The following is a 25415-nucleotide window of genomic DNA, read 5'->3' as shown; positions in this document are numbered from 1 at the left end:
CTTTGGAAGACGGGCATCAAGCTTGCTGGCGATGCTTTTTTTCCAGCTTCTTCTTGATTCGGTCGCGCTTGAGCGTGGACAGGTAATCGACAAACAGCTTGCCGTTGAGGTGGTCGCACTCATGTTGGATGCATACCGCCAGCAGGCCATCGGCGATCAACTCGTAGGGCTTGCCATCACGGTCCAGGGCCTTGATCTTCACGCGTAGCGGGCGTTCGACGTTTTCGTAGAACTCCGGTACCGACAGGCAACCTTCCTGGTATTCGCCCATCTCTTCGGTCAGCGGTTCGAACTCGGGGTTGATGAACACCCGGGGTTCGCTGCGATCTTCCGACAGGTCCATGACCACGACGCGCTGATGCACGTTGACCTGGGTGGCGGCGAGGCCGATGCCCGGGGCTTCATACATTGTTTCAAACATGTCATCGACCAACTGACGAACCTTGTCGTCCACTACGGCCACCGGTTTGGCGATCGTGCGCAGGCGCGAGTCGGGGAATTCGAGGATGTTCAAAATAGCCATAAGCGTAATTGCTGCACATGTGAGGTAGAGGCAAATCGGCGTTGGGATGGACCCAGACAGCCGGTGTGAAACGCTCAAAAGCCGCACAGGCCATGGCATTTCACGCGAACGCACATAATAAAGGAGATTGACCCCATGAGGAAATCGCTACTCGTCTTGCTGCTGTGGGCCCCGTTCGCCACGGCCCTGCTGCCCCAGCCTGTACAGCGCCTGGATCAACCGACGCAACAGGCTATCCAGCGCTTCTTATTGCATAACCGCATTCTCGATACGCCCCAGGATCTGGACCGGGCGCCCTATATTGTTGCGGCTGAGGCGGGGCGGGTGTTGGGCGCCCATGGCGAGCGGGTGCATGCCCGCGGTGCTCTCGACCCGTCCCAGGCCAGCTATGGGATTTTCCGGCGCGGCAAAACCTACACCGACCCGCACACTCAGGAACTGCTGGGCATCAATGCCGACGACATCGGCACCGCACGTTTTGTGACGGCCGGTGATCTCACTACCCTGGCCGTGCAGCGCGTGACCCAGGAAGTCCGCCCAGGCGACCGTCTGCTACGCGCTGAGCACCCCGTCGCGCCGGCAAGGCTGCAAGCCGCGGTATCCGCGCCTTTTATCGAAGGGCAAATCATTGATATCCCCAAGGGCGTCACTCAGATTGGCGTGCTGGACGCCGTCACCCTGAATAAAGGCCGGCGCGACGGCATGGTCGAAGGCCAATTGCTCACGGTGATCAAGAGCGGTTCCACTGTCCGCGACATCCTCACCGGCGCCCCGACGCCACTTCCTGACGAGCGTGCTGGCACCCTGCTGGTGTTTCGTACCTTTGAAAAACTCAGTTACGGCCTGGTACTGAGTGCCTCGCGCTCACTGGCGGTGATGGACCGTTTCGTGACGGCCAATTCAACGCAATAAATAGCCTGCTAAATAAGTTACCAACAGAGTTATCCACAGCTTGTTCCGGTCAAGGATGATCAGATGTATCCGATAAACAGTGATGAAATTTCGCCTGCCGAACTGGAAGCCCGACTACGCTTGCACAGGCTGCCGGAACTGGGCCCCAAGCGTTTTCGCATTTTGATCGAAGCGTTCGGCGGCGCTTCAAAGGCCATCAGCGCCCCCGCCAGTGCCTGGCGTTCCCTTGGGTTGCCGGCCATCAGTGCCGAGGCTCGACGCAGCCCTGAAATCCGTGATGGCGCGAGTGCTGCCTTGGCCTGGCTAGCTCGCCCGGCCCAGCATTTACTGATGTGGGACCAACCTGAGTATCCCGCGCTACTCGCCCAGATCGACGATGCCCCCCCGTTGCTGTTCGTTGCCGGTGACCCTGCGATCCTGGAAAAACCCCAGCTGGCGATGGTCGGCAGCCGTCGCGCTTCCCGCCCCGGCATGGACACGGCCGCCGCGTTTTCGCGCAGCCTGGCGAGTGCGGGCTTTGTTATCACCAGCGGCTTGGCGCTGGGCATAGACGGCGCGGCGCATCAGGCGGCATTGGAGGTGGGTGGCCAGACCATCGGCGTGCTGGGCACGGGCCTGGAAAATTTTTATCCACAGCGCCATCGAAAGCTCGCGGCGGCAATGATTGACCAAGGCAGTGCCGTGGTTTCCGAGTTTCCGCTGGATGCGGCGCCGCAAGCGGGTAATTTTCCCCGGCGCAACCGGATCATCAGCGGCTTGTCGCTGGGCGTGTTGGTGGTTGAAGCCAGCATGGCCAGCGGCTCGCTCATTACCGCACGGCTGGCGGCCGAGCAAGGACGCGAGGTGTATGCGATCCCCGGCTCCATTCATCATCCGGGTGCCAAGGGGTGTCACCAGTTGATCCGCGATGGCGCGGTGTTGGTCGAAACCATCGAGCATATTCTGGAAGGTTTGCGCGGTTGGCAGGCCCTGTCCCGTCCTGCCCCCATGCCGGTCACCCATCCGCTGGTGGCGTTGCTGCATGCCGCGCCTCATACCAGCGAAGGCTTGGCGATTGCCAGCGGGCGGCCGTTATCCCAAGTGCTGGCGACGCTGACGGAGTTGGAGCTCGAAGGCCAAGTGATCTGCGAGAGTGGCCGCTGGCTCGCGCGCCCCTAGGTTTTGTAACGAAGATCGGTAAACTGCGCAGAGCTTTAATCCGGAGAGTGAACAATGGTCAACAGGTGGCGTGTGCTGGAAGCCGCACGAGAAATTCGCGCAGGCGCGGTGATTGCCTATCCGACCGAGGCGGTCTGGGGCCTGGGCTGCGACCCGTGGAACGAAGAAGCGGTGGACCGGCTGCTGGCGATCAAGAACCGCTCGGTGGATAAGGGCTTGATCCTGGTGGCGGACAATATTCGCCAGTTCGATTTTCTCTTTGAAGATTTCCCGGATACCTGGATCGAACGCATGGCCAGTACCTGGCCGGGGCCGAATACCTGGCTGGTGCCCCATCAGGGCTTGCTGCCTGAATGGGTGACCGGTGTGCATGACACGGTGGCGGTACGGGTGAGTGACCATCCGCTGGTGCGGGATTTGTGCTCGCTGGTGGGGCCGTTGATTTCCACATCGGCCAACCCTCAGGGGCGCCCGGCGGCGCGCACGCGGCTGCGTGTAGAGCAATATTTCCGTGGCCAACTGGACGTGGTGCTGGGTGGCGCCCTGGGTGGGCGCAAGAACCCGAGCCTGATTCGTGATTTGGCGACGGGTGAGGTGGTGCGGCCGTCCTGAGGCCGAGGTGTGACCATCGCGAGCAAGCCCGCTCCCACATTTTGACCGCGTTCCTTCAGTTGGAATCCGATCAAAATGTGGGAGCGGGCTTGCTCGCGATAAGGCCCTCACAACCTCTACAGATCTATCGTGTTACGGCAACAGAATGGTCGACCCCGTGGTGCGCCGTCCCGACAACTCCGTTTGCGCTTTCGCCGCCTCAGCCAGCGAATAGCGCTGGTTGATATCAATGCGGACCTTGCCGCTCTTGATCATCGAGAACAAATCATCGGCCATTGCCTGCAGGTTCTCCGGGTTGTTGGCATAGGTCGCCAGTGTCGGACGGGTCACATACAGCGAACCCTTGGCCGCCAGGATCCCCAGGTTCACCCCATCGACCGCGCCCGACGCGTTACCGAAGCTCACCACCAACCCACGCGGTGCCACGCTGTCCAGTGAGGTCAGCCAGGTATCCTTGCCCACACCGTCGTATACCACCGGTACTTTCTTGCCGTCGGTCAATTCCAATACGCGCTGTGCGACGTTTTCCTTGCTGTAGTCGATGGTTTCCCAGGCGCCGAGGGATTTGGCCAGGGCGGCTTTTTCCGGCGAGCTCACGGTACCGATCAGCTTGACGCCCAGGGCTTTGGCCCATTGGCAGGCCAGGGAGCCCACGCCCCCGGCCGCGGCGTGGAACAGAATGGTTTCGCCGCCTTTGAGTTCATAGGTCTGGCGCAGCAGGTATTGCACGGTCAGGCCCTTGAGCATGGCACCGGCAGCCTGTTCAAAGCTGATCTCGTCCGGCAGGTGCACCAGGTTGGCCGCGGGCAACACATGCAGTTGGCTGTAGGCGCCCAATGGGCCGCTGCCATACGCCACACGGTCGCCGACTTTGAATTGAGAGACTTCACTGCCGACCGCGTCGACCACCCCGGCACCTTCGGCGCCCAGCCCCGATGGTAACGCTGGCGGTGCATACAGGCCGCTGCGGAAATAGGTGTCGATGAAGTTCAGGCCGATGGCCTCATTACGCACGCGAACCTGTTGCGGGCCCGGCTCTGCGGGCGTGTAGTCGACATATTCAAGTACTTCGGGACCGCCATGGGCGCTGAACTGGATACGTTTGGCCATCTGCACTTCTCCTTGAGATCGAATCGCGTGGCCTGCTATCGGACTCCTAAGCTTGATCTTCGTCAACTGCGACGCACGTGGGTGCGGTGTTATCCTGTGCGCCCATTTGCCGCCGACGCCCAATGGCCTCGCGTAGCTTTGCCCGATTCAAGGTGATGCCATGACTACTCGCACTGAGGCTGTTAAAGCCTACCTGCTCGACCTGCAAGACCGCATTTGCAGCGCCCTGGAAACCTTCGAGACGGACACTCGCTTTATCGAAGACGCCTGGACCCGGCCTGCCGGCGGTGGCGGTCGCACCCGTGTGATTGCAGACGGTTCGGTCATTGAAAAAGGCGGCGTTAACTTTTCCCACGTGTTTGGCAGCGGCCTCCCACCCTCTGCCAGTGCCCATCGCCCTGAGCTGGCCGGGCGCGGCTTTGAGGCGTTGGGGGTGTCGCTGGTGATCCATCCGCACAACCCGCATGTGCCGACGTCCCACGCCAATGTGCGCTTTTTCATTGCCGAAAAAGACGGTGAAGAGCCGGTATGGTGGTTCGGTGGCGGCTTCGACCTGACGCCCTACTATGGCAACGAAGAAGACTGCATCCACTGGCACCGTGTGGCCGAGCAGGCCTGTGCGCCGTTCGGCCCGCAGGTGTACTCGCGCTACAAAGCCTGGTGCGACACCTATTTTCATATCAAGCATCGCAACGAACCGCGCGGTATCGGCGGGCTGTTCTTCGATGACTTGAACGAATGGGACTTCGACACCTGTTTCGCCTTCATCCGCGCTATCGGCGATGCCTACATCGATGCCTACCTGCCGATCGTACAGCGCCGCAAAGCCATGCCCTACACCGAGCAACAGCGCGAATTCCAGGAATTCCGTCGCGGCCGCTACGTTGAATTCAACCTCGTCTACGACCGTGGCACCTTGTTCGGCCTGCAGTCGGGTGGGCGTACCGAGTCGATCCTGATGTCGCTGCCGCCGCAAGTGCGCTGGAGCTATGACTGGAAAGCCGAAGCCGGCAGCGAAGAAGCGCGGCTCACCGACTACTTCCTGCAAGACCGAGACTGGCTTGGCCTGATTGCGCCCAAGGCGGCTGTCTGATGGATCGGTATGTCGTATTCGGTAACCCCATCGGCCACAGTAAATCGCCGTTGATCCACCGTATGTTTGCCGAGCAGACCGGCGAGCAACTGGATTACAACACCTTGCTCGCACCGCTGGAGGATTTCTCCGGCTGTGCCCGTGAGTTCTTTGTGCAAGGACGGGGTGCCAACGTCACTGTGCCGTTCAAGGAAGAAGCCTACCGTCTGGCCGATACCTTGACCGAGCGCGCCCAACGCGCCGGTGCGGTGAACACCTTGAGCAAGTTGGCCGACGGCACCCTGCTGGGCGACAACACCGACGGCGCGGGTTTGGTGCGCGACCTGACGGTAAACGCCGGGTTGACGCTCAAAGGCGCGCGCATCCTGCTGCTGGGCGCCGGCGGTGCAGTCCGCGGGGCATTGGAACCGTTGCTGGCGGAACAACCGGCCTCGTTGATCATCGCCAACCGTACGGTCGAAAAGGCCGAATTGCTCGCGGAGCTGTTCGACGATCTCGGCCCAGTATCCGCCAGCGGTTTCGACTGGCTGCGTGAGCCGGTAGACCTGATCATCAATGCCACGTCCGCCAGCCTGTCAGGCGATGTACCGCCGATTGCCGGCAGCCTGATCGAACCCGGCAAGACCTTTTGCTACGACATGATGTACGCCAAGGAGCCGACCGCGTTCTGTCGCTGGGCCGCTGAACAAGGTGCGGCCGTGGCGATGGATGGCCTGGGCATGCTGGTGGAGCAGGCGGCGGAAGCGTTCTTCCTGTGGCGCGGTGTGCGCCCGGCTTCGGCACCGGTGCTGGCTGAACTGCGCCGCCAACTCATCTAGCTCCAATCTGATGTGGGCACCGCTACTGTGGGAGGGGGCAGTTGTCGGCTCCTTCCAGTTTCTTCAACTCTTCCACCACCTGCGGCCGGGCCCGGCGCAAGGTCAAGCTGCGTCCCAAGCCCCGCAATCGCCGTGCCTCCTGGTGCAGCATCTCCACGCCGGAATAATCGATAAAGTTGATCTGCTGCGCCTCGATGACCACCCGCTGGCCATGCAGACTTTGCAGACGTACTTGCAGGTAATGGCTGGCGCCGAAGAAGATCGAGCCGCCTACCCGCAGCACATCTTCGTCGCCGTCACGCCACTGCTGGACGCGCGGTTGCGAGGTGCGCTTGAGGTAGAAAAACAGCGAGGCCAGCACCCCGGCATAAATCGCCGTTTGCAGCTCCAGCAGCAAGGTGGCGACGCAGGTCAGGCTCATCACCACAAACTCGGCCCGGCTCACCCGGAACAACGCACGAATGCCGCGATGGTCCACCAGGCCCCAGCAAATCAACAGAATGCTCGCGGCCATGCTCGGAATGGGGATGTGGGCGATCAATGCGGCGCCGAACAACGCGAACAGCGCCACCCACAGCGCGGAAAACACCCCTGCCAACGGCGAGCACGCGCCGGCTTCATAGCTGAGCCCGGAGCGGGTAAAGGAACCGGCTGACAAGTAGCCCGAGAAAAATCCGCCGACAATGTTGGATAAACCCTGCGCGCGGACTTCCTGGTTGGCGTCGAGCAATTGCTGTGAACGAGCCGACAAGGAGCGGGCTATCGACAGGCTGGTCACCAGCCCCAGCATGCCCACCGCCACGGCACTGGGCAGCAGGCGCAGCAGCAGATCGAGGTCCATCGGTAGCGGGCTGAATGGCGGCAGCTTGCCAACAAACGAACTGACCCGTGCAACATGCCCGAACATCGCCGGCCACAGCCAGACGGCCAGGCTGCCGAGGGCCAGGGCGATCAACAGCGTTGGCCAGCGTGGCACCCAGTATTTGAGCAACGCGCCCACCAACAAGGTGCCCAGCCCCAGGGCCAGTGACGCCTGGTCCCACTCGCCGCCATGGTCGATCAGTGCCAGCAGGCTATTGATTGCCGTGGCCTGGCTCGGCAAATCCAGGCCCAGCAGATTGGGCAACTGGCCCAGGGCAATCACCACGGCGGCACCCAGGGTGAAGCCCAGTACCACCGAGTGAGAGACGAAATTCACCAGCGCGCCGAAGCGCAGCATGCCCAGCAGCCACTGGAAAACGCCGGCCAGGAATGTCAGCAGGAGGATCAAGGTGATGTAGTCCTGCGATCCGGGTATCGCCAAGGGGCTGATGCTGGCGTACAGCACGATGGAAATCGCCGCCGTAGGGCCGCAGATCAGGTGCCAGGAGGAGCCCCAGAGACAGGCGATCAGTACCGGGATGATTGCCGCGTACAGGCCGTATTCGGGCGGGAGACCGGCGATCAGTGCGTAGGCAATCGACTGTGGCAGGGCGAGGATTGCGCCGCTGAGGCCAACGACTGCATCTCGCCCCACGCTGGCGCGGGTTTGGCGCGGGAGCCAGGCGAGAAAGGGAAAAAGTGTGTGGCGGTTGGGCCGGGGCATGAAAGGCTCGGTCTGTAGGTTTGGCGCAGAATATCAGCAGGCACCGATCCCGGTGGGAGGGAGCAAGTCGAATCGTCGCTCCGCCCCTCCCGCACTTGGATCGCGTCGGATGTCAGAGCCTGGCTTTGACAGCCGGCAGGGCCTCCTGGCCATCCGTGGTCTTCACCCCGTCGAGCCACTTGTCCAACACTGCGGGATTCGCCTTGATCCACGCCTTCGCCGCATCGGCATTGCTGACCTTGTTGTTGGCGACCTCGGCCATGATGCTGTTCTCCATCTCCTGGGTGAAACTCAGATTGGTCAGCAGCTTCCCGACATTCGGGCACGCCTGTGCGTAACCCTTGCGGGTCAAGGTATACACGCTGCCGGTGTCACCAAAATACTTCTCGCCGCCCTTGAGGTAGTGCATTTTCAATTGCACGTTCATCGGGTGCGGCGTCCAGCCGAGGAAGGTGACGAATTTCTGTTTTTTGACCGAGCGTGACACCTCGGCGAGCATTGCCTGTTCGCTGGACTCGATCAGCTTCCATTGGCCCAGATCAAAGTCGTTCTTCTTGATGATCTCCTGCAACGAGATATTCGCCGGCGCGCCGGAGCCGATGCCGTAGATCTTCTTGTCGAACTTGTCGGCAAACTTGTTCAGGTCGTTGAAGTCATGCACGCCGGCGTCCCACACGTAGTCCGGCACCGCGAGGGTGAACTCGGTGCCGTCGAGGTTTTTCGCCAGTTGCACTACATCGCCATTGGCCACGAATTTGTCATAGAAGCCCTGTTGTGCCGGCATCCAGTTGCCCAGGAACACATCCACCTGGCCATCCTTGAGCCCGCCAAACGTGATCGGCACCGCCAGGGTGTCGACCTTGGGTTTGTAGCCCATGCCTGTCAGTAGAAAACCGGTGATGGCATTGGTGGCGGCGATATCGCTCCAGCCGGGATCAGCCATTTTCACCGTTTCACAACTGGCGTCTGCGTACACATTGGCGCTGGCGAGCGCCAGGATACCCAGTACTACCGTTAGCTTTTGCATGGCCTTCCCTCTGTGTATTTATTGGTTTTGGCAGGGCTGTGGATAACGTGCCTTGCGCTCCAGGTCGTCGAGGTCGATATGGTTGCGCATATATTGCTGACTGGCGTCTACCAGTGGCTGGTGATCCCAGCTCTTCAGCTTGCCCTGGGTCAGGGCTTCAAACACCAGGCGACGGCGGCGTTGGCTGGCGAGTACCTGTTGGTGGATCGCCGGGATGTCCCATTTGGCTCGCGCCTCGCTCAAGAACGCCTCGAACCGTGAGCGGTGCTCCGGCGACTGGCTGAGGTTCTCCCGCTCGTGCGGGTCGTTGTGCACATCGAACAGTAGACAAGGGTCGTCTTCGCTGTAGATGAATTTGTAGGCGCCACGGCGGATCATCATCAGCGGGCTGATGGTGCCTTCGGCCATGTATTCGCCGAACACTTCGTCGTGCCCGCCCTGCCCTTGCAAATGCGGCACCAGCGAGCGGCCGTCCAGCGGCAGGCGTGGGTCCAGCTCGCCGCCGGCCAGTTCCACCAGGGTCGGCAGCAGGTCGGCGGTGGACACCGCGTGGGCCACGCGGCCGGCGGCGAATTGCCCCGGTGCCCAGACCAGCAACGGTACGCGGGCGGCCATTTCAAACCAATGCATTTTGTACCAGAGGCCGCGCTCGCCGAGCATGTCGCCGTGGTCGCCGGAGAAGATGATGATCGTATCCTCGGCCAGGCCGGTGTCTTCCAGGGTCTGCAAGAGCTTGCCGACATTGCTGTCGATATAGCTGCAAGCACCGAAATAAGCACGCCGCGCATCGCGGATCTTATCCACAGGCAGCGGCTTGTCCCACAGGTCATAGACTTTGAGCAGGCGTTGGGAGTGCGGGTCGAGATCGGCCTGGGGCGGGGTCGTCGGCAAAGGGATCTGGCTATCGTCGTACAGCTCCCAGAACGGCTTGGGAATGGTGTACGGGTCGTGCGGGTGAGTCATCGACACCGTCAGGCAGAACGGCTGATCGCCGTCCTCACGGATATGGTCGAACAGGTATTGCTGGGCTTTGAACACCACCTCTTCGTCGAAGTCGAGCTGGTTGGTACGCACACACGGACCGGCTTGCAGTACCGAGGACATGTTGTGGTACCAGCTGGGGCGCACGTCCGGCTCATCCCAGTTCACCGCCCAGCCGTAGTCGGCGGGGTAGATGTCGCTGGTCAGGCGCTCCTCGTAGCCATGCAACTGGTCGGGGCCACAGAAATGCATCTTGCCCGACAGCGCGGTGCGGTAGCCGAGGCGGCGCAGGTAGTGGGCATACGTCGGTACATCGGCGGGGAAATCCGCCGCGTTATCGTAGGCGCCGATCTTGCTCGGCAGTTGGCCGCTGACCAAGGTGAAGCGCGACGGTGCACACAGCGGGCTGTTGCAATAGGCGGCGTCGAACACCACGCCCTGTGCGGCAAGGCGGCTCAGGTTCGGCAGCTTGATCGGGGACGGTGCGTAGAACGGCAACAGTGGCGCGGCCATTTGATCGGCCATGATGAAAAGAATGTTCTTGCGCTTCATGGGGCTTCGGCATTCCATAGGCGGTGTTTATGCGAATGAGCATGCAGCCCATGAAAAATTGGGTAAAGCCCATGAAATACAATGTCTAGGATAAGTACAGCTAATGTATGAAGCCCTCGGTGATCTATCCCTCGACCTGTTGCGCGTGTTCGAAGCGGCGGCGCGACATCGCAGCTTCACGGCGGCCGCCATGGAGTTGGGCACCACTCAACCGGCCATCAGCCAGCAGATCAAGCGGCTCGAAGAACAGCTGTCGATTCGCCTGTTTGATCGCATCTACCGTGGCATCGAATTGACCGACGCGGGTGCCCTGCTGTTCGAGCATGCCCAGGGTGGCTTGCAGGCCATCAACCAAGGCCTGAGCGCGATCACCCAGCAGGGCCAGCATGAAGTGCTGCAAGTGGCCACCGACTTCGCTTTCGCCGCTTACTGGTTGATGCCGCGCCTGCACCGTTTCCACCAGGCCAACCCGCAGGTCGATGTCAGCCTGGTCACCAGCGAACGTAACCACGCCACCTTGCGCAGTGATATCGATGTGGCGGTGTTGTTCGGCGACGGGCGTTTCAAGCAGGGCGACAGCTTGTGGCTGTTCAACGAAGAAGTGTTCCCGGTGTGTAGCCCGCAGTGGCTCAAGGAGCAGACCACAGCGCTGACCCTGGCGAATTTGCAGGATTTTCCCCTGCTGCACCTGCGTCAGGAGAACAACAGCCAGTGGTTCGACTGGAGCGGTGTGTTTCGCGAGTTAGGGATCACCACGGCACCCACGCCAGGCCAGTTGCGTTTCGACAACTACACACTGCTGATCCAGGCGGCGATTGCCGGTCAGGGCGTAGCCATCGGCTGGCGCCACCTGGTGGATAACCTGTTGCAGCAGAACTGGCTGTGCCGGCCGATCAGCGACACGGTGATCTCGCGTTTCGGTTATTACGTCGTGCAGCCCCAGCGCAAACGCCGGGGGCAGTTGATCGAGCGCTTTGTCGATTGGCTACTGGCGGAGCAGGCCAGCAGCGCGCAGTCCCTGACCGGGCTGGCCCTGCCGTCGATTGCGGTCTAGGATCGGCGCACAGTGGACGCGGATTTCATCATGCAACGTATCAAGGGCTATCACGCCCACATCTACTTCGACGCCAGTACGATCGAGCAGGCGCGCACCTTGTGCGAAGACGCGGCCAAGCTGTTCCCGTTACGCATGGGTCGAGTGCACGAACGGCCGGTGGGCCCGCACCCGGACTGGAGCTGCCAATTGGCTTTCGAGCCGGAGTACATCGGTGTGGTGCTGCCGTGGTTGGCCTTGCACCGCGAGGGTCTGGTGGTGTTCCTGCACCCCGAAACCGGCGATGACCTGAAGGATCACACCGACTATGCGATCTGGATGGGGGCGATGCGCGAGCTGGACTTGTCGGCTTTTTAACTTCCCCTATCAAAAAACGCCCGCTTCCACGCCCCGCAAACGGCGGAAGTGGTTAGCTTCTATTTTGCACAATCTCAATATATGGGATAGATATTTATATATTGAGATGTGCGTAAGCATAGGTTTATATTCGCCCATCAGCTTTTTTCATCACCATTCATTCAGGTGAAGCGATGCAGGCGCAATTGATCGCGCTCGATTGGGGCACCAGTTCCCTTCGTGCTTATAAACTCGGCCCCGCAGGTGTGGTGCTGGAGCAGCGCTCGCTGGCGTGGGGCATCATGCATTTGCCCAGCGAGCCCCGGGATATCGCGGGTGTGTACTGCCGTGATGGCTTTGAATTGGCATTCGATGCGGCGTGTGGTGACTGGCTCGATGCCCGGCCCGACCTGCCCGTGATCGCTTGCGGCATGGTCGGCAGCGCCCAGGGCTGGAGCGAGGCGGCCTACCGTAATACACCAGTGGACGTCGCCAGCCTCGGCAACGCTTTGCATCGGGTACGCAGCTTGCGTGGAATCGACGTGCATATCGTGCCCGGCGTGATTGAGCAGGTCGGTCTGCCCAATGTGATGCGTGGCGAAGAAACCCAGGTACTGGGCGTGCTGCAGGGGCTAGGCGCCGATGTTTTGATCGGCCTGCCCGGCAGCCATTCCAAATGGGTCGAGGTTGTCGAGGGGCGTATCACCCACTTCGACACCTTCATGACCGGCGAGCTGTTCGCGGTGTTGAGCAAACACAGCCTGCTTGGGCGTACTCAGCAAATATCCGAATACTTCCAGGCCGACGCTTTTGATCGGGGCGTGCAGGTGGCGCTCTCCAAAGATGGCCAACGCGGCGTGCTGTCGACGTTGTTCAGTGCGCGCACGCTCGGGCTGACCGGCGAATTGGCGCCCGAACAACAGCCTGACTACCTGTCCGGCTTGCTCATCGGTCATGAACTGGCCGGCCTGCCGGTCGGCGCCAAACACCAACCCATCATCCTGGTCGGCGCCGCCGCCCTCTGCGCCCGCTACCAACGCGCCCTCGCCCTGTGCGGCTTCGACCACGTCAGCCTGGCGCAGGAAGCCACCGAGCGTGGCCTGTGGCAATTGGCGGTGGCCGCCGGGCTCACTCAACCTGCATTGGAGACCTGACATGCTCAAGCAAGCGCTCGCCCGCAACGGTTTGATCGCAATCCTGCGTGGCGTACGACCGGACGAAGCCCTGGCGATCGGCCAGGTGCTGTACCAGGCGGGTTTTCGCGTCATTGAAGTGCCGCTGAATTCGCCCGACCCCTACACCAGCATCCGCACGCTGCGCGATGGCCTACCTGCCGATTGCCTGATCGGCGCGGGCACGGTGTTGACCCCGGAGCAGGTCGAGCAAGTGAAAGCCGCCGGTGGCCAGGTCATCGTGATGCCCCACAGCGATGCCAAGGTCTTGCGCGCAGCGAAAGCGGCGGGCCTGTTCCTGTCGCCCGGTGTGGCCACGCCGACCGAAGCATTTGCCGCCCTGGCCGAAGGCGCCGACGTGTTGAAGCTGTTCCCGGCCGAGCAAATGGGCCCGTCGGTGATCAAGGCGTGGCTGGCGGTGTTGCCGGCGGGCACGTTGCTGCTGCCGGTGGGCGGCATTACCCCGGACAACATGCAGGTGTTCATCGATGCCGGCGCCAAAGGGTTCGGCCTGGGTTCCGGGTTGTTCAAGCCGGGTATGACGGTGGATCAGGTCGCGAGCCGCGCCCAGGCGTATGTCGCCGCCTGGAACAGCCTGAGCTGACTTCAAGTTCCGCGCCCACGGGCGCTGCATCTATAAGAGAGATAACAGATGAAAATCACCAAACTGACGACCTTCATCGTTCCGCCGCGCTGGTGCTTCCTCAAAGTCGAAACCGACCAAGGCGTGACCGGCTGGGGCGAGCCTGTGGTTGAAGGCCGCGCCCATACCGTGGCGGCGGCCGTCGAAGAACTGTCCGACTACCTGATCGGCAAAGACCCGCGCAATATCGAAGACATCTGGACCGTGCTCTATCGCGGCGGTTTCTACCGTGGCGGCGCGGTGCACATGAGTGCCCTGGCGGGTATCGACCAAGCGTTGTGGGACATCAAGGGCAAGGCCCTCGGCGTGTCCGTCAGCGACCTGCTCGGTGGCCAGGTGCGCGACAAGATCCGCGTGTATTCATGGATCGGCGGCGATCGCCCGGCTGATACCGCCCGTGCCGCCAAAGAGGCGGTGGCGCGTGGCTTTACGGCGGTGAAAATGAATGGCACCGAGGAGTTGCAGTTCGTCGACAGCTTCGAAAAAGTCGACCTGGCCTTGGCCAACGTTGCCGCTGTGCGGGATGCGGTCGGCCCTAACGTGGGCATTGGCGTCGACTTCCATGGCCGCGTGCACAAGCCCATGGCCAAGGTGCTGATGAAGGAACTGGACCCGTACAAACTGATGTTCATCGAAGAGCCGGTGCTCAGTGAAAACTACGAAGCGCTCAAGGAACTGGCACCGCTGACCAGCACCCCGATTGCGCTGGGCGAGCGCCTGTTCTCGCGCTGGGACTTCAAGCGTGTGCTCAGCGAAGGCTATGTCGACATCATCCAGCCGGATGCGTCCCACGCCGGAGGCATCACCGAAACCCGCAAGATCGCCAACATGGCCGAAGCCTACGACGTGGCTCTTGCCCTGCACTGCCCGCTGGGCCCGATTGCCCTGGCGGCGTGCCTGCAACTGGACGCTGCGTGCTACAACGCATTTATCCAGGAGCAAAGCCTGGGCATTCACTACAACGAGAGCAATGACCTGCTCGACTACGTGCGCGATCCGGGCGTGTTCGACTATGACCAGGGCTTCGTGAAGATCCCCAACGGGCCAGGCCTGGGCATCGAGATCAACGAGGAATATGTGGTTGAACGCGCGGCCATCGGCCATCGCTGGCGCAACCCGATCTGGCGCCATGCCGACGGCAGCTTTGCCGAATGGTGACTTCCAGCTGAATGTGGGAAGGGGCTTGCTCCCGATGGCGGTGAGTCAGTCAGCACATCTGAATCTGATGCGCCGCCATCGGGAGCAAGCCCCCTCCCACAGTTGATTCGGTTTCTTCAGGCCGTCAGGCCAGACCTCAACAAACATAAAAAAGAGGCACCCCATGCACCCTGAATCCTTTACTGGACAGGCTTCTTTAGTCACGCCCAGCAGAAAGCGTTTCTTCATCATGCTGTTGTTGTTCATCACCGTGGTGATCAACTACCTCGACCGCAGCAACCTGTCGATTGCCGCCCCGGCGCTGACCAGTGAGCTGGGTATCGACCCGGTGCATGTCGGGCTGATCTTCTCCGCCTTCGGCTGGACCTACGCCGCCATGCAGATTCCCGGCGGTTGGCTGGTGGACCGGGTGCCGCCGCGAATTCTGTATACGGCTGCGTTGTTGTTGTGGTCCATCGCCACTGTCATGCTGGGCTTTGCCGCAAGCTTCATCGCGCTGTTCGTGCTGCGCATGGCGGTGGGTGCGCTGGAAGCGCCGGCTTATCCGATCAACAGCCGTGTGGTCACGACCTGGTTTCCCGAGCGTGAGCGGGCGACCGCCATTGGCGTCTACACCTCCGGGCAATTTGTCGGGCTGGCGTTTCTCACGCCGGTACTGGCCTGGCTGCAACACGCCTTCGGCTGGCACATGGTGTTTGTCGTCACGGGGGGCGTGGGCATTCTCTGGGCGGTGATCTGGTATGCGGTGTACCGCGAGCCGAAGGATTTCAAAGGCGCCAATGCGGCTGAAATCGCGTTGATCCGTGAGGGCGGCGGCCTGGTGGACATGCAGGCGAAAACCGTCAAGGCGCCGTTCAGTTGGGCCGACCTGGGCATCGTGCTGAGCAAGCGCAAACTCTGGGGGATCTACCTGGGGCAGTTCTGCCTGAACTCGACGCTGTGGTTCTTCCTGACCTGGTTCCCGACCTACCTGGTGAAATATCGCGGCATGGACTTCATCAAGTCCGGTCTGCTGGCGTCGTTGCCCTTCCTCGCGGCCTTCGTCGGCGTACTGTGCTCCGGGATTTTTTCCGACTGGCTGATTCGCCGGGGCGCGTCAGTGGGTTTTGCGCGCAAGTTGCCGATCATTGGCGGGCTGTTGATTTCCACGGCGATCATCGGGGCCAACTATGTCGACTCCACCGCGTGGGTCATCGCCTTCCTGGCGGTGGCGTTCTTCGGCAATGGCCTGGCGTCGATCACCTGGTCGCTGGTCTCGACCCTGGCACCGGCGCGCCTGCTGGGCTTGACCGGCGGGGTGTTCAACTTCATCGGCAACCTGTCGGCGATCGCCACGCCGATCGTGATTGGCTTCCTGGCCAGTGGCGACTCATTTGCGCCGGCGATTACCTACATTGCGGTGTTGGCATTGCTTGGGGCGCTTTCTTACGTGTTGCTGGTCGGCAAGGTAGAGCGGATCGAACTTTAACGACATCGCATCTACAACAAAAAAGGGATTTCGAACGCGGTTCGAAATCCCTTGGGCTTGCGGTTCAGGCTCATGCACGAGCGGGCTGATTCCTCTGTATCAGGAACTTCACCTACCACGCTTACCGACGGGCGTTACGCACACCTTCCGACAGCGCCGCGCACAGGCTCAAAACGCCATCGATTGCTTGCTGATCATTCTTGGCCGTGGCGATGTGATCGATCAGGGCCGAACCCACTACCACACCGTCCGCCAGGCGTGCGATGGCCGCTGCCTGTTCCGGCGTGCGGATACCGAAGCCGATGCTGATCGGCAGGTCGGTATGCCGACGCAGGCGGGTCACGGCCTCTTCGACGTGCTCCAGGGTGGCGGCACCGGCGCCGGTCACGCCGGCCACCGATACGTAATACACGAAACCGGAGCTGCCATTAAGTACGGTTGGCAGGCGCGCATCATCGGTGGTAGGTGTGGTCAGGCGGATAAAGTCGATACCGGCGGCCTGGGCCGGGTCGCACAGCTCAGCGTTATGCTCAGGCGGCATGTCGACCACGATCAGGCCATCAACCCCGGCTGCCTTGGCGTCGGCGATGAACTGCGGCACACCGTACTTGTGGATCGGGTTGAAGTATCCCATCAACACCAGCGGCGTATCGTGATTGTCTTTGCGGAATTCACGAACCATCTGCAGGGTTTTCGCCAGGTTCTGCTTGGCGGTCAGGGCGCGGATGTTGGCCAGTTGAATAGCCGGGCCGTCGGCCATCGGGTCGGTGAAGGGCATGCCCAGCTCGATCACGTCGGCACCGGCGGCAGGCAAGCCTTTGAGGATCGCCAGCGAAGTGTCATAGCCCGGGTCACCGGCGGTGACGAAAGTGACCAGGGCGGCGCGGTTCTGTTCTTTCAGTTGCGCGAAGCGGGTTTGCAGGCGGCTCATCAGTGTTTCTCCTGCTTGGACTGCTCTTGTTGAGAGTGTTCCATGTGGAACATCACGGTTTGCATGTCTTTATCGCCACGGCCTGAAAGGTTGACCACCATCAAGTGATCCTTCGGCAGGGTCGGCGCGCGTTTGAACACTTCCGCCAAGGCGTGGGCGCTTTCCAGGGCAGGAATAATCCCTTCCAGGCGGCAGCACTTGTGGAACGCATCCAAGGCTTCGTCGTCGGTCACCGAGGTGTATTGCACGCGGCCGATATCGTGCAACCACGCGTGTTCAGGGCCGATACCGGGATAGTCGAGGCCGGCGGAAATCGAGTGGGCGTCGATGATCTGGCCGTCGTCGTCCTGCAGCAGGAAGGTACGGTTGCCGTGCAGCACGCCCGGTACGCCGCCGTTGAGGCTGGCGGCATGCTTGCCGGTTTCGATGCCGTGCCCGGCCGCTTCAACGCCGATGATTTGCACGCTCTTGTCGTCCAGGAACGGATGGAACAGGCCCATGGCATTGGAACCACCGCCGATGCACGCCACCAGGCTGTCCGGCAGACGGCCTTCCTGGGCTTGCAACTGGTCGCGGGTTTCCTTGCCGATCACGGCCTGGAAATCGCGCACCATCGCGGGGTAAGGGTGTGGGCCGGCCACGGTGCCGATCAGGTAGAAGGTGCTGTCGACGTTGGTCACCCAGTCACGCAGGGCTTCGTTCATCGCGTCCTTGAGGGTGCCGGTGCCGGCGACCACCGGGATCACTTCGGCACCCAACAGCTTCATGCGGAACACGTTGGCCTGCTGGCGCTCGATGTCGGTGGTGCCCATGTAGATCACGCATTGCAGGCCGAAACGCGCGGCCACGGTGGCAGTGGCCACGCCGTGCATGCCTGCGCCGGTCTCGGCAATGATGCGTTTTTTGCCCATACGTCGTGCCAGCAGGATCTGGCCGATGCAGTTGTTGATCTTGTGTGCGCCGGTGTGGTTCAGCTCTTCGCGCTTGAGGTAGATCTTGGCGCCGCCGCAGAACTCGGTCAGGCGCTCGGCGAAATACAGCGGGCTTGGACGCCCGACGTAGTCGCGTTGGAAGTAGGCCAGTTCTTCATTGAACGCCGGATCGATCTTGGCCGCTTCGTATTCACGGGCCAGGTCGAGGATCAACGGCATCAGGGTTTCAGCGACATAACGGCCGCCGAACGTGCCGAACAGGCCGTTGGCGTCTGGGCCGTTGCGTAGATCGGTCTGGGACTGAGTCATGGGACGCTCCAGGAAAAAATGGGTGTAGAAACAATGAGGGCCACTCTACCCCTCACACGCTACGCTGAAAACCGATAAGATCGCCGAAACCTGTCAGGAAAACTCACAGATGAGCCGAGACCTCCCGCCCCTTAACGCCCTGCGTGCTTTTGAAGCCACAGCCCGCCTCAACAGCGTCAGCCTGGCTGCCGAGCAGCTGCACGTCACGCATGGCGCGGTCAGCCGTCAGCTGAAAGTGCTGGAAGAGCACTTGGGTGTCAGCCTTTTCAGCAAGGAAGGCCGGGGCCTTAAACTCACAGATGCGGGCATCCGGCTGCGAGATGCCAGTGCCGAGGCTTTCGAACGCTTGCGGGATGTGTGCGCGGAACTCACCCAAAGCGGCGCAGATGCACCCTTTGTGCTCGGTTTGTCGGGGAGTTTGCTGGCGCGCTGGTTTATCCCGCGTCTGGGTCGTTTGAATGCCGACCTGCCGGATTTGCGTCTGCATCTGTCGGCGGGTGAAGGCGACCTTGACCCGCGCCGGCCAGGCTTGGATGCGCTGCTGGTCTTCGCCGAGCCGCCGTGGCCGGCGGATATGCAAGTGTACGAGTTGGCCAGCGAGCGTATCGGGCCGGTCATGAGCCCGCGTTTCGCCGGTTTCGAACAATTGCGGGAGGCTGCGCCACAAGCCTTGTGCGGCCAGGCGCTATTGCACACCACTTCACGCCCGCAAGCCTGGCCCAGTTGGGCGCGGCACCACGGCATCGATCCCGGCGCTTTGAAACACGGCCAGGGCTTCGAGCATTTGTATTATTTGCTGGAGGCGGCGGTAGCTGGGCTTGGGGTGGCGATCGCGCCACAGCCACTGGTGGCAGAGGACCTGCGTGCGGGGCGCCTGGTGGCGCCGTGGGGTTTCAGTGAAACCCCGGCGCACCTGGCGTTGTGGCTACCCAAGCGCGCCGCGGACGGGCGCGCTCGGCAGCTGGCGCAGTGGCTCAAGGCTGAGCTGTTGCGCGAGCCGGTATAGCCGGTTAATCAGTCACCGCGTTTGCACAGCAGGTAAGCGGCCAGCAGGCCCAGCGCGCCAACGGCGACACCGGCGGTTGTCCAGGGATGCTCTTGTGCGTAGTCGCGGGTAGCAACACCGGTTTCACGCAGTTTGACTTTGCTTTCTTCGTAGGCGTCGCTGATCAGGTGGCGGGAGTGCTTGAGGGCATTCTCGGCATTGCTTTTCAGGGCCTTCAGGGTTTTGCGCGACTCATCGGATGCATCATCCTTGAGGCTTTCAAGGGATTTGAGCAGGCTGGAAATCTCCGCTTCCATGCTTTCCAGCGAGGCTTTGCGTAGAGAAGTGTTGGCCATTTGGACTCTCCTGAAGTGATTGAGTGACGTGTGTAGATACCGACTGCGGCGGTTTCAGAAAGTGCAGTAAATCTGAACTTTTACCTACGAGCAGTCGCCAGAAGCATTACCAACATTGACTGCTACGCTGACTAAAGCCCTCAGGAGAAACGCCATGTCTGATCATCACACCTACAAGAAAGTCGAACTGGTCGGCTCTTCGACCACCAGCATCGAAGACGCCATCAACAATGCCCTGGCCGAGGCCAACAAGAGCATCAAGCACCTGGAATGGTTTGAAGTGACTGAAACCCGCGGTCACATCAAGGACGGCAAGGCCGCGCACTTCCAGGTCACGCTCAAGGTGGGGTTCCGAATTGCCAGTAGTTGATCTCGCCGGTTGAACTTGCTGACTGGCCGATTGCCATAACCTGCGCTACAACCTTAGGGTGCCGATGCAACGTGCGTCGGCACGCTCTTTTCGATCAGCGCAAGGAAAGTAACGGATGAAGAAGTTTCTGTTAGCGGTAAGTTTGTTGAGCATTGCCGGCACAGCAATGGCAGCTGGCAAGCCTTGTGAAGAGCTGAAAAGCGAACTCGCAGCCAAGCTTGATGCGAAAGGCGTTCAGCATTACTCGCTGGATGTGGTCGCTAAAGGCGCTGCCGCCGATGGCAAAGTGATTGGCAGCTGCGAAGCCGGCACCAAGGAAATTGTCTACAAGCGCGGTTGATTCCGTGTTCCAGACATAAAAAACCGACGCAAGTGCGTCGGTTTTTTTTCGCCTGGCTTCAGGCTTTCATCAACTGCGCCAATAGCTCGTAGGAATGAATGCGATCAGCGTGTTCGTACAGGTCGCACGTAAAGATCAGCTCATCGGCGCCGGTCTGCTCGATCAACACTTCCAGTTTGGCGCGGATCTTCGCCGGGCTACCCACCATCGCCAGGCCGAGGAAGCTGCCAACCGCGTCCTTCTCATGCGGCAGCCACAGGCCATCCATGGTTTTCACCGGTGGGCGCTGCACCAGGCTCTGCCCGCGCATCAGTGCGAGGATGCGCTGGTACACCGAGGTGGCCAGGTAATCGGCCTGTTCGTCGGTATCGGCCGCTACCAGCGGAATGCCGAGCATCACGTAGGGCTTATCCAACACGGCTGAAGGCTTGAAGTGATTGCGGTAGACGCGAATAGCCTCATGCATCAGGCGCGGAGCGAAGTGCGAGGCGAAGGCGTAGGGCAACCCCCGCTCTCCCGCCAACTGCGCGCTGAACAGGCTCGAGCCGAGCAGCCACACCGGTACGTTGGTGCCCGTCCCCGGCACGGCGATCACCCGTTGGTCAGGCGTGCGTGGGCCGAGGTAGGCCATCAGTTCGGCCACGTCTTCCGGGAAATCGTCGGCGCTGCCGGAACGCTCCCGACGCAGGGCACGGGCGGTCATCTGGTCGGAACCGGGGGCGCGGCCCAGGCCCAGGTCGATACGGCCGGGGTAGAGGCTTTCCAGAGTGCCGAACTGTTCGGCGATCACCAGCGGCGCGTGGTTGGGCAGCATCACGCCGCCGGAACCGACACGGATGGTCGAGGTGCCACCGGCCAGGTAGCCCAACAGGACTGAGGTGGCCGAGCTGGCGATGCCATCCATGTTGTGGTGCTCAGCCACCCAGAAACGGTTGTAGCCGAATTTTTCTACGTGCTGGGCCAGGTCCAGGGAATTGCGCAATGACTGGGCCGGACTGCCATTAGCCTGTACAGGTACGAGGTCGAGGGTCGAGAACTTCACGTCCGACAGCGATTTCATAAGCCAGCTTCTCCATTGGGTGCGCAGGCTTAAATAGACCAACCAAAACCTGCCGCTTCTGTGCATGTTCATGCAATGAGGGCATATACCCGAGATTCAATAGGTGATCATAAATTTCCTACTGGCGCACTAGGTTTTTCCGACAAAGTGAACTTTGCAAAAGCTTCTATCCTCAGAACCCTACTGACGCAAAACCACCGTTCGAGGAGATAGCTATGAGTATCAAGAAAAAAGCATCGGCTCATTGGGAAGGCGATCTGAAGACAGGCCTGGGGTCCATCTCGACCGAAACCGGCGTGTTGCGCGAAGCGCCCTACGGCTTCAAGGCACGTTTCGAGGGCGGCAAAGGCACCAACCCTGAAGAATTGATTGGCGCTGCCCATGCCGGCTGTTTCTCCATGGCGTTCTCCATGATTCTTGGCGATGCAGGTCTCAAGGCTGACAGCATCGACACCCAGGCGGAGGTCACCCTGGACCAAGTGGACGGTGGTTTTGCGATTACCGCCGTGCATTTGATTTTGAAAGCCAAGATCCCGGGCGCGAGCCAGGCGCAGTTCGATGAGCTGAGCAAAAAGGCCAAGGAAGGCTGCCCGGTATCCAAGGTGCTGAATGCGAAAATCAGCCTGGATGCCACGCTCGTCAACTGACTCAGCCCATCCAATGTGGAAGGGGCCAAGCCGCACCGCCCCTTCCACACTTTGTTCTGCGTTAAATCAGAACTCGTGTTTCCCGGATGCGGTCGTATAGGCTATGCAGCCTCGAGCGCACACCCGTGCGCAGGCATTCAGGGAGCTTCACACATGAAACGTTTTGCCTTGGCGATCATTTGCGGTGCGTTGGCTACTTCGGTTGTGGCCGCGCCAAAAGATTGTGAAGAGCTCAGGAAAGAGATCGAGGTGAAGATCCAGGCCAAGGCGATTCCGTCCTACACCTTGGAAATCATCACCGCCGAAGAAGCCGAGAAGCATGACATCGCCATGATTGTCGGTTCCTGTGAAAACGGCACCAAGCGCATCATCTACCAAAAAAACAACGACTGATCACAGGCAGTTGACGCTGCGCTCTTCAGCCAGCAATTGGCGGGCGGCGTTATACAAACGGATATTCGGCGTGTAGGCCAATGAGCGCCCCTCCAGGCGATAGCGTTGGCCAGCCTCGAAATGATCGTACTGCAGGGTAATGAAGCAGGTACGGTCAGTCATCTGCCCAAGGCCACCCAAGCTGCCACCCGTGGGCACCTCAAAATCAAATCGCACCATCAGCTCATGGCTGCCGGGTGGCACCTGGAAGAAGCGTCCGTCGTTGAGGTTCTTGCCGTCCAGGCGCTGGGCCATGACCAGTTTGGCGCCCGGCGTCGGCGTCGCGAAATCAATCCAGGCCTGATGCGGGTCGACCGGGGGAATCGGGGTTGAGGCGCAAGCGCTGAGAAACAAGGCAGTGGTGCAAAACAAAAGCTGGCGCATGGCGGGCACTCAGGCGGTGGGAAAGATACAAGCAGGCTCGCCACCAGTATAAACATGCCACGCCATGGAAAAATGCCGCGCAGGCAGGCTAGTCTGGCGGGCAATTTACCCAGGAGTCATTGGGGCATGGTCAGGCGTTTTCTTCCAGGGTTGCTGGTGGTGCTGCTCAGCGGCTGTTCCAGTGTGAGCTATTACAGCCAATTGGCCAGCGGCCAGTGGCAACTATTGCGGGCCAGGGAGCCGGTTTCCGAGGTCATCGCAGACCCGTCTCGCCCACAGGTATTGCGCGATCACCTCAAGCAAGCGCAGAAGGCGCGGGCCTTTGCCAGCGAACACTTGCACCTGCCTGACAACCGGAGTTACCGGCTGTATGCCGACATTGGTCGGCCTTATGTAGTCTGGAACGTCTTCGCCACGCCGGAATTTTCTCTCTCGCCCGAGACCCATTGCTTCCCCATCGCCGGCTGCGTGGCTTATCGCGGTTACTACAACCAAAGCGCGGCGCGAGGTGAAGCGGCGTTGTTGCGCCAGCGTGGCATGGATGTGTCGATTGGCGGCGTAGAAGCCTATTCGACCCTGGGTTGGTTCGATGACCCGATCATGAGCTCCATGATGAACTGGGGTGATGAGCGCCTGGCGACGCTGATCTTCCATGAGCTGGCGCACCAGCGCTTTTATGTGAAGGACGACACTGAGTTCAATGAGTCCTACGCCAACTTCGTGGAGCAGGAAGGCACCCGTCAATGGCGTGCGGCACGCGGTCTGGCGCCGGTGGGTGATGCGGCGTTGTTGCAACGTGATCAATTTATCCGGCTGATCCTCGACACCCGCAAACGCCTGGAAAAACTCTACGCCCAGCCATTGGCCGCGGACGTGATGCGCCAGGCCAAGGCGGCGGAATTCGAGCGCTTGCGCAGTGAGTACCGGCGGATGCGCGACAGCCAGTGGGGTGGCGATAAGCGGTATGACGGGTGGATCAACCAGCCGATGAACAACGCGCGGCTATTGCCGTTCGGGCTGTATGACCAGTGGGTGCCTGCGTTTGCCGCGTTGTTCAGGCAGCAAGGTGGGGATTGGGTGAAGTTCTTTGCGGCGGTGGAAAAGCTGGGCGGGTTGCCGGTGGCGCAGCGCAAGGTGGCGTTGAAGCAGTTGGAAGGTGCTGGCCTCTAGGGCCCTATCGGGAGCAAGCCCCCTCCCACATTTTCACTGTGTACGCTCGGTGCGACGATTCGACTTGCTCCCGATAGCGCCCTCAAGGGCGCCGCATAAACGCCTGATGCATCTGATCCAGGGTTTCAAAATGCCAAGTCGGCTTCTCGGCATTCAGCTCTTCAAAACTGCCAAACCCATACCCTACCGCCGCCGAATCCAACCCATTGCTTCGTGCACCGATCAGGTCATGCTTGCGATCCCCAATCATCAAGGTGGTGGCCGGGTCCAGCTGCTCTTCGTGCATCAAGTGAGCGATCAGCTCGACCTTGTTGGTGCGCGTACCATCCAGCTCGCTGCCGTAGATCACCTTGAAGTGCCGGGCAAAGTCGAAATGCCGCGCGATCTCGCGGGCAAATACCCACGGCTTGGAGGTCGCCACATATAGCTGGCGGCCTTGGTCGTTCAGCGCTTCGAGCAAGGGCATCACGCCGTCGAACACGCGGTTCTCATAGAGCCCGGTGACCTTGAAGCGCTCGCGGTAGAAGTTCACCGCTTCCCACGCCTTGGCTTCATCGAAACCGTAGTACTGCATGAACGCTTGCAGCAGCGGCGGGCCGATGAAGTGTTCCAGCTTGGTCAGGTCCGGCTCATCAATGCCGAGCTTGCCGAGGGCGTACTGGATCGAGCGGGTGATGCCCTCGCGCGGGTCGGTGAGGGTGCCATCCAGGTCGAACAGTACGGTGGGGTAATGCAAGGTCATTGATCGAATCCTTCGGCCAGGTGCAGGTCTTTGAGCTTCACGTAGTTCGCGGCGCTGTAGGTGAAAAAGGCGCGCTCCTTGTCAGTCAGTGCGCGGACCTGTTTAACCGGGCTGCCCACGTACAGAAAGCCGCTGTCGAGTTTCTTGCCTGGCGGCACCAGGCTGCCAGCACCGATGATCACGTCATCTTCGACCACGGCACCGTCCATGACGATGCTGCCCATGCCGATCAACACCCGGCTGCCTACGCTGCAGCCGTGCAGCATGACTTTATGGGCGACCGTCACGTCATCGCCGATCAGCAGTGGAAAACCGTCCGGGTTGAAGGGGCCGGCATGGGTGATGTGCAACACGCAGCCGTCCTGCACGCTGGTGCGCGCACCGATGCGGATGCGGTGCATGTCGCCGCGAATCACGGTCAATGGCCATACCGAGCTGTCGGCGCCAATTTCGACATCGCCGATCACCACCGCCGAAACATCGACAAACGCCCCGGCGCCCAGGGTTGGCGTGTGGTTCTGATAGCTGCGAAGGGTCACGATAGCCTCTCTCTCT

Annotated in this window: 29 protein-coding genes; 17 read left to right on the top strand and 12 right to left on the bottom strand. The window is 60.9% G+C overall.

Going from position 1 to position 25415, the window contains the following annotated elements:
• Positions 1-16: 16 nt before the first annotated feature.
• Positions 17-523, bottom strand: a complete 507-nt coding sequence (gene def, locus JBE38_RS10535) for a peptide deformylase (protein WP_016970668.1) — start codon at positions 521-523, stop codon at positions 17-19.
• A 135-nt stretch (positions 524-658) separates the two neighbouring features.
• Between def and JBE38_RS10530 the strand changes: the two genes are divergently transcribed.
• The 3 genes from JBE38_RS10530 (at position 659) to JBE38_RS10520 (ending at position 3205) form a co-directional block, all read left to right on the top strand.
• A complete protein-coding gene (locus JBE38_RS10530) occupies positions 659-1435 on the top strand; it encodes a peptidoglycan-binding protein (protein WP_205344267.1) in 777 nt (258 codons plus the stop codon).
• A gap of 63 nt (positions 1436-1498) precedes the next feature.
• On the top strand, positions 1499-2593 hold the full coding sequence (gene dprA, locus JBE38_RS10525; protein ID WP_090367780.1) for a DNA-processing protein DprA: 1095 nt from the start codon (positions 1499-1501) through the stop codon (positions 2591-2593).
• 54 nt (positions 2594-2647) lie between these two features.
• Entirely contained in the window at positions 2648-3205 is a 558-nt protein-coding gene (locus tag JBE38_RS10520) for an L-threonylcarbamoyladenylate synthase (RefSeq protein WP_060756546.1), read from the top strand.
• Positions 3206-3337: 132 nt separating this feature from the next.
• Here the strand turns inward: JBE38_RS10520 and JBE38_RS10515 are convergent, their stop codons facing one another.
• A complete protein-coding gene (locus JBE38_RS10515) occupies positions 3338-4315 on the bottom strand; it encodes a quinone oxidoreductase family protein (RefSeq protein WP_060756545.1) in 978 nt (325 codons plus the stop codon).
• Between the two features lie 160 nt (positions 4316-4475).
• Here JBE38_RS10515 and hemF point away from each other — a divergent pair, with 160 nt between their 5' ends.
• Together hemF and aroE are read left to right on the top strand one after the other, a co-directional pair.
• The gene (hemF, locus tag JBE38_RS10510; RefSeq protein WP_060756544.1) at positions 4476-5408 is read left to right on the top strand and encodes an oxygen-dependent coproporphyrinogen oxidase; all 933 of its coding nucleotides are present in this window, start codon (positions 4476-4478) and stop codon (positions 5406-5408) included.
• A complete protein-coding gene (gene aroE, locus JBE38_RS10505; RefSeq protein ID WP_090367774.1) occupies positions 5408-6226 on the top strand; it encodes a shikimate dehydrogenase in 819 nt (272 codons plus the stop codon). Before hemF ends, aroE begins: the two co-directional genes overlap by 1 nt.
• A 22-nt stretch (positions 6227-6248) precedes the next feature.
• Here aroE and JBE38_RS10500 read toward each other — a convergent pair whose 3' ends face one another.
• The 3 genes from JBE38_RS10500 to betC form a co-directional block, all read right to left on the bottom strand.
• Positions 6249-7811 carry a SulP family inorganic anion transporter gene (locus JBE38_RS10500; RefSeq protein WP_205344266.1) on the bottom strand — a complete coding sequence of 521 codons (1563 nt, stop codon included), beginning with the start codon at positions 7809-7811 and terminating at the stop codon, positions 6249-6251.
• A 112-nt stretch (positions 7812-7923) separates the two neighbouring features.
• Positions 7924-8838 (bottom strand): choline ABC transporter substrate-binding protein, encoded by a 915-nt coding sequence (gene choX / locus JBE38_RS10495; protein WP_060756541.1) that lies wholly within the window; start codon positions 8836-8838, stop codon positions 7924-7926.
• Between the two features lie 18 nt (positions 8839-8856).
• Entirely contained in the window at positions 8857-10371 is a 1515-nt protein-coding gene (gene betC / locus JBE38_RS10490; RefSeq protein ID WP_090367768.1) for a choline-sulfatase, read from the bottom strand.
• 103 nt (positions 10372-10474) lie between these two features.
• Between betC and JBE38_RS10485 the strand changes: the two genes are divergently transcribed.
• The 6 genes from JBE38_RS10485 (at position 10475) to JBE38_RS10460 (ending at position 16202) form a co-directional block, all read left to right on the top strand.
• Positions 10475-11425, top strand: a complete 951-nt coding sequence (locus tag JBE38_RS10485) for a choline sulfate utilization transcriptional regulator (RefSeq protein WP_060756539.1) — start codon at positions 10475-10477, stop codon at positions 11423-11425.
• A gap of 30 nt (positions 11426-11455) precedes the next feature.
• Entirely contained in the window at positions 11456-11782 is a 327-nt protein-coding gene (locus tag JBE38_RS10480) for a DOPA 4,5-dioxygenase family protein (RefSeq protein ID WP_060756682.1), read from the top strand.
• A 173-nt stretch (positions 11783-11955) separates the two neighbouring features.
• On the top strand, positions 11956-12915 hold the full coding sequence (locus tag JBE38_RS10475) for a 2-dehydro-3-deoxygalactonokinase (protein WP_205344265.1): 960 nt from the start codon (positions 11956-11958) through the stop codon (positions 12913-12915).
• Position 12916: 1 nt separating this feature from the next.
• Entirely contained in the window at positions 12917-13537 is a 621-nt protein-coding gene (locus JBE38_RS10470) for a 2-dehydro-3-deoxy-6-phosphogalactonate aldolase (protein ID WP_090367764.1), read from the top strand.
• A 48-nt stretch (positions 13538-13585) separates the two neighbouring features.
• Positions 13586-14734, top strand: a complete 1149-nt coding sequence (gene dgoD, locus JBE38_RS10465) for a galactonate dehydratase (protein WP_104995095.1) — start codon at positions 13586-13588, stop codon at positions 14732-14734.
• Between the two features lie 163 nt (positions 14735-14897).
• On the top strand, positions 14898-16202 hold the full coding sequence (locus JBE38_RS10460) for an MFS transporter (protein ID WP_090367760.1): 1305 nt from the start codon (positions 14898-14900) through the stop codon (positions 16200-16202).
• A gap of 121 nt (positions 16203-16323) precedes the next feature.
• Here the strand turns inward: JBE38_RS10460 and trpA are convergent, their stop codons facing one another.
• Together trpA and trpB are read right to left on the bottom strand one after the other, a co-directional pair.
• The gene (gene trpA / locus JBE38_RS10455; protein ID WP_205344264.1) at positions 16324-17133 is read right to left on the bottom strand and encodes a tryptophan synthase subunit alpha; all 810 of its coding nucleotides are present in this window, start codon (positions 17131-17133) and stop codon (positions 16324-16326) included.
• The gene (trpB, locus tag JBE38_RS10450) at positions 17133-18374 is read right to left on the bottom strand and encodes a tryptophan synthase subunit beta (protein ID WP_205344263.1); all 1242 of its coding nucleotides are present in this window, start codon (positions 18372-18374) and stop codon (positions 17133-17135) included. Before trpB ends, trpA begins: the two co-directional genes overlap by 1 nt.
• Positions 18375-18483: 109 nt before the next feature.
• Between trpB and JBE38_RS10445 the strand changes: the two genes are divergently transcribed.
• A complete protein-coding gene (locus JBE38_RS10445) occupies positions 18484-19380 on the top strand; it encodes a LysR family transcriptional regulator (protein ID WP_205344262.1) in 897 nt (298 codons plus the stop codon).
• An 8-nt stretch (positions 19381-19388) separates the two neighbouring features.
• Here JBE38_RS10445 and JBE38_RS10440 read toward each other — a convergent pair whose 3' ends face one another.
• Positions 19389-19715: a DUF883 family protein gene (locus tag JBE38_RS10440; RefSeq protein ID WP_003233664.1), complete on the bottom strand. Its 327-nt coding sequence runs from the start codon at positions 19713-19715 to the stop codon at positions 19389-19391.
• Positions 19716-19869: 154 nt separating this feature from the next.
• Here JBE38_RS10440 and JBE38_RS10435 point away from each other — a divergent pair, with 154 nt between their 5' ends.
• Both JBE38_RS10435 and JBE38_RS10430 read left to right on the top strand, forming a co-directional pair.
• Complete coding sequence (locus JBE38_RS10435) at positions 19870-20085, top strand: dodecin (protein WP_005783406.1); 216 nt, start codon at positions 19870-19872, stop codon at positions 20083-20085.
• A 115-nt stretch (positions 20086-20200) separates the two neighbouring features.
• Entirely contained in the window at positions 20201-20425 is a 225-nt protein-coding gene (locus tag JBE38_RS10430; protein ID WP_060756530.1) for a DUF1161 domain-containing protein, read from the top strand.
• 58 nt (positions 20426-20483) lie between these two features.
• On the opposite strand, the gene JBE38_RS10425 is transcribed toward JBE38_RS10430, so the two are convergent.
• Positions 20484-21485 (bottom strand): LLM class flavin-dependent oxidoreductase, encoded by a 1002-nt coding sequence (locus tag JBE38_RS10425; protein ID WP_205344261.1) that lies wholly within the window; start codon positions 21483-21485, stop codon positions 20484-20486.
• 215 nt (positions 21486-21700) lie between these two features.
• Here JBE38_RS10425 and JBE38_RS10420 point away from each other — a divergent pair, with 215 nt between their 5' ends.
• Both JBE38_RS10420 and JBE38_RS10415 read left to right on the top strand, forming a co-directional pair.
• Positions 21701-22132 (top strand): OsmC family protein, encoded by a 432-nt coding sequence (locus tag JBE38_RS10420; RefSeq protein WP_060756528.1) that lies wholly within the window; start codon positions 21701-21703, stop codon positions 22130-22132.
• 153 nt (positions 22133-22285) lie between these two features.
• The gene (locus JBE38_RS10415) at positions 22286-22525 is read left to right on the top strand and encodes a DUF1161 domain-containing protein (RefSeq protein WP_090367751.1); all 240 of its coding nucleotides are present in this window, start codon (positions 22286-22288) and stop codon (positions 22523-22525) included.
• On the opposite strand, the gene JBE38_RS10410 is transcribed toward JBE38_RS10415, so the two are convergent.
• On the bottom strand, positions 22526-22948 hold the full coding sequence (locus tag JBE38_RS10410; RefSeq protein WP_090367749.1) for a PA0061/PA0062 family lipoprotein: 423 nt from the start codon (positions 22946-22948) through the stop codon (positions 22526-22528).
• A gap of 126 nt (positions 22949-23074) precedes the next feature.
• Between JBE38_RS10410 and JBE38_RS10405 the strand changes: the two genes are divergently transcribed.
• On the top strand, positions 23075-24118 hold the full coding sequence (locus JBE38_RS10405) for an aminopeptidase (protein WP_205344260.1): 1044 nt from the start codon (positions 23075-23077) through the stop codon (positions 24116-24118).
• 82 nt (positions 24119-24200) lie between these two features.
• Here the strand turns inward: JBE38_RS10405 and JBE38_RS10400 are convergent, their stop codons facing one another.
• Positions 24201-24860 (bottom strand): HAD family hydrolase, encoded by a 660-nt coding sequence (locus JBE38_RS10400; protein WP_205344259.1) that lies wholly within the window; start codon positions 24858-24860, stop codon positions 24201-24203.
• Positions 24857-25399, bottom strand: a complete 543-nt coding sequence (locus JBE38_RS10395) for a gamma carbonic anhydrase family protein (RefSeq protein ID WP_060756523.1) — start codon at positions 25397-25399, stop codon at positions 24857-24859. The genes JBE38_RS10400 and JBE38_RS10395 overlap by 4 nt, the downstream gene beginning before the upstream one ends.
• Positions 25400-25415: the final 16 nt, after the last annotated feature.

The sequence above is a fragment of the Pseudomonas sp. ICBG1301 genome (assembly GCF_016918385.1).
In the GTDB taxonomy this organism is placed as follows: domain Bacteria; phylum Pseudomonadota; class Gammaproteobacteria; order Pseudomonadales; family Pseudomonadaceae; genus Aquipseudomonas; species Aquipseudomonas palleroniana.
This window is presented reverse-complemented; position numbering and strand designations above follow the sequence as displayed.

Coding starts and splice junctions, on each gene's coding strand:
- JBE38_RS10415 (WP_090367751.1), top strand. CDS start 22,286: ATGAAACGTTTTGCCTTGGCGATCATTTGCGGTGCGTTGGCTACTTCG.
- trpA (WP_205344264.1), bottom strand. CDS start 17,133: ATGAGCCGCCTGCAAACCCGCTTCGCGCAACTGAAAGAACAGAACCGC.
- JBE38_RS10470 (WP_090367764.1), top strand. CDS start 12,917: ATGCTCAAGCAAGCGCTCGCCCGCAACGGTTTGATCGCAATCCTGCGT.
- JBE38_RS10435 (WP_005783406.1), top strand. CDS start 19,870: ATGTCTGATCATCACACCTACAAGAAAGTCGAACTGGTCGGCTCTTCG.
- JBE38_RS10445 (WP_205344262.1), top strand. CDS start 18,484: ATGAGCCGAGACCTCCCGCCCCTTAACGCCCTGCGTGCTTTTGAAGCC.
- hemF (WP_060756544.1), top strand. CDS start 4,476: ATGACTACTCGCACTGAGGCTGTTAAAGCCTACCTGCTCGACCTGCAA.
- JBE38_RS10460 (WP_090367760.1), top strand. CDS start 14,898: ATGCACCCTGAATCCTTTACTGGACAGGCTTCTTTAGTCACGCCCAGC.
- JBE38_RS10440 (WP_003233664.1), bottom strand. CDS start 19,715: ATGGCCAACACTTCTCTACGCAAAGCCTCGCTGGAAAGCATGGAAGCG.
- dgoD (WP_104995095.1), top strand. CDS start 13,586: ATGAAAATCACCAAACTGACGACCTTCATCGTTCCGCCGCGCTGGTGC.
- JBE38_RS10530 (WP_205344267.1), top strand. CDS start 659: ATGAGGAAATCGCTACTCGTCTTGCTGCTGTGGGCCCCGTTCGCCACG.
- trpB (WP_205344263.1), bottom strand. CDS start 18,374: ATGACTCAGTCCCAGACCGATCTACGCAACGGCCCAGACGCCAACGGC.
- JBE38_RS10405 (WP_205344260.1), top strand. CDS start 23,075: ATGGTCAGGCGTTTTCTTCCAGGGTTGCTGGTGGTGCTGCTCAGCGGC.
- betC (WP_090367768.1), bottom strand. CDS start 10,371: ATGAAGCGCAAGAACATTCTTTTCATCATGGCCGATCAAATGGCCGCG.
- JBE38_RS10425 (WP_205344261.1), bottom strand. CDS start 21,485: ATGAAATCGCTGTCGGACGTGAAGTTCTCGACCCTCGACCTCGTACCT.
- JBE38_RS10430 (WP_060756530.1), top strand. CDS start 20,201: ATGAAGAAGTTTCTGTTAGCGGTAAGTTTGTTGAGCATTGCCGGCACA.
- choX (WP_060756541.1), bottom strand. CDS start 8,838: ATGCAAAAGCTAACGGTAGTACTGGGTATCCTGGCGCTCGCCAGCGCC.
- def (WP_016970668.1), bottom strand. CDS start 523: ATGGCTATTTTGAACATCCTCGAATTCCCCGACTCGCGCCTGCGCACG.
- JBE38_RS10475 (WP_205344265.1), top strand. CDS start 11,956: ATGCAGGCGCAATTGATCGCGCTCGATTGGGGCACCAGTTCCCTTCGT.
- JBE38_RS10420 (WP_060756528.1), top strand. CDS start 21,701: ATGAGTATCAAGAAAAAAGCATCGGCTCATTGGGAAGGCGATCTGAAG.
- JBE38_RS10500 (WP_205344266.1), bottom strand. CDS start 7,811: ATGCCCCGGCCCAACCGCCACACACTTTTTCCCTTTCTCGCCTGGCTC.
- aroE (WP_090367774.1), top strand. CDS start 5,408: ATGGATCGGTATGTCGTATTCGGTAACCCCATCGGCCACAGTAAATCG.
- JBE38_RS10410 (WP_090367749.1), bottom strand. CDS start 22,948: ATGCGCCAGCTTTTGTTTTGCACCACTGCCTTGTTTCTCAGCGCTTGC.
- dprA (WP_090367780.1), top strand. CDS start 1,499: ATGTATCCGATAAACAGTGATGAAATTTCGCCTGCCGAACTGGAAGCC.
- JBE38_RS10520 (WP_060756546.1), top strand. CDS start 2,648: ATGGTCAACAGGTGGCGTGTGCTGGAAGCCGCACGAGAAATTCGCGCA.
- JBE38_RS10480 (WP_060756682.1), top strand. CDS start 11,456: ATGCAACGTATCAAGGGCTATCACGCCCACATCTACTTCGACGCCAGT.
- JBE38_RS10400 (WP_205344259.1), bottom strand. CDS start 24,860: ATGACCTTGCATTACCCCACCGTACTGTTCGACCTGGATGGCACCCTC.
- JBE38_RS10515 (WP_060756545.1), bottom strand. CDS start 4,315: ATGGCCAAACGTATCCAGTTCAGCGCCCATGGCGGTCCCGAAGTACTT.
- JBE38_RS10485 (WP_060756539.1), top strand. CDS start 10,475: ATGTATGAAGCCCTCGGTGATCTATCCCTCGACCTGTTGCGCGTGTTC.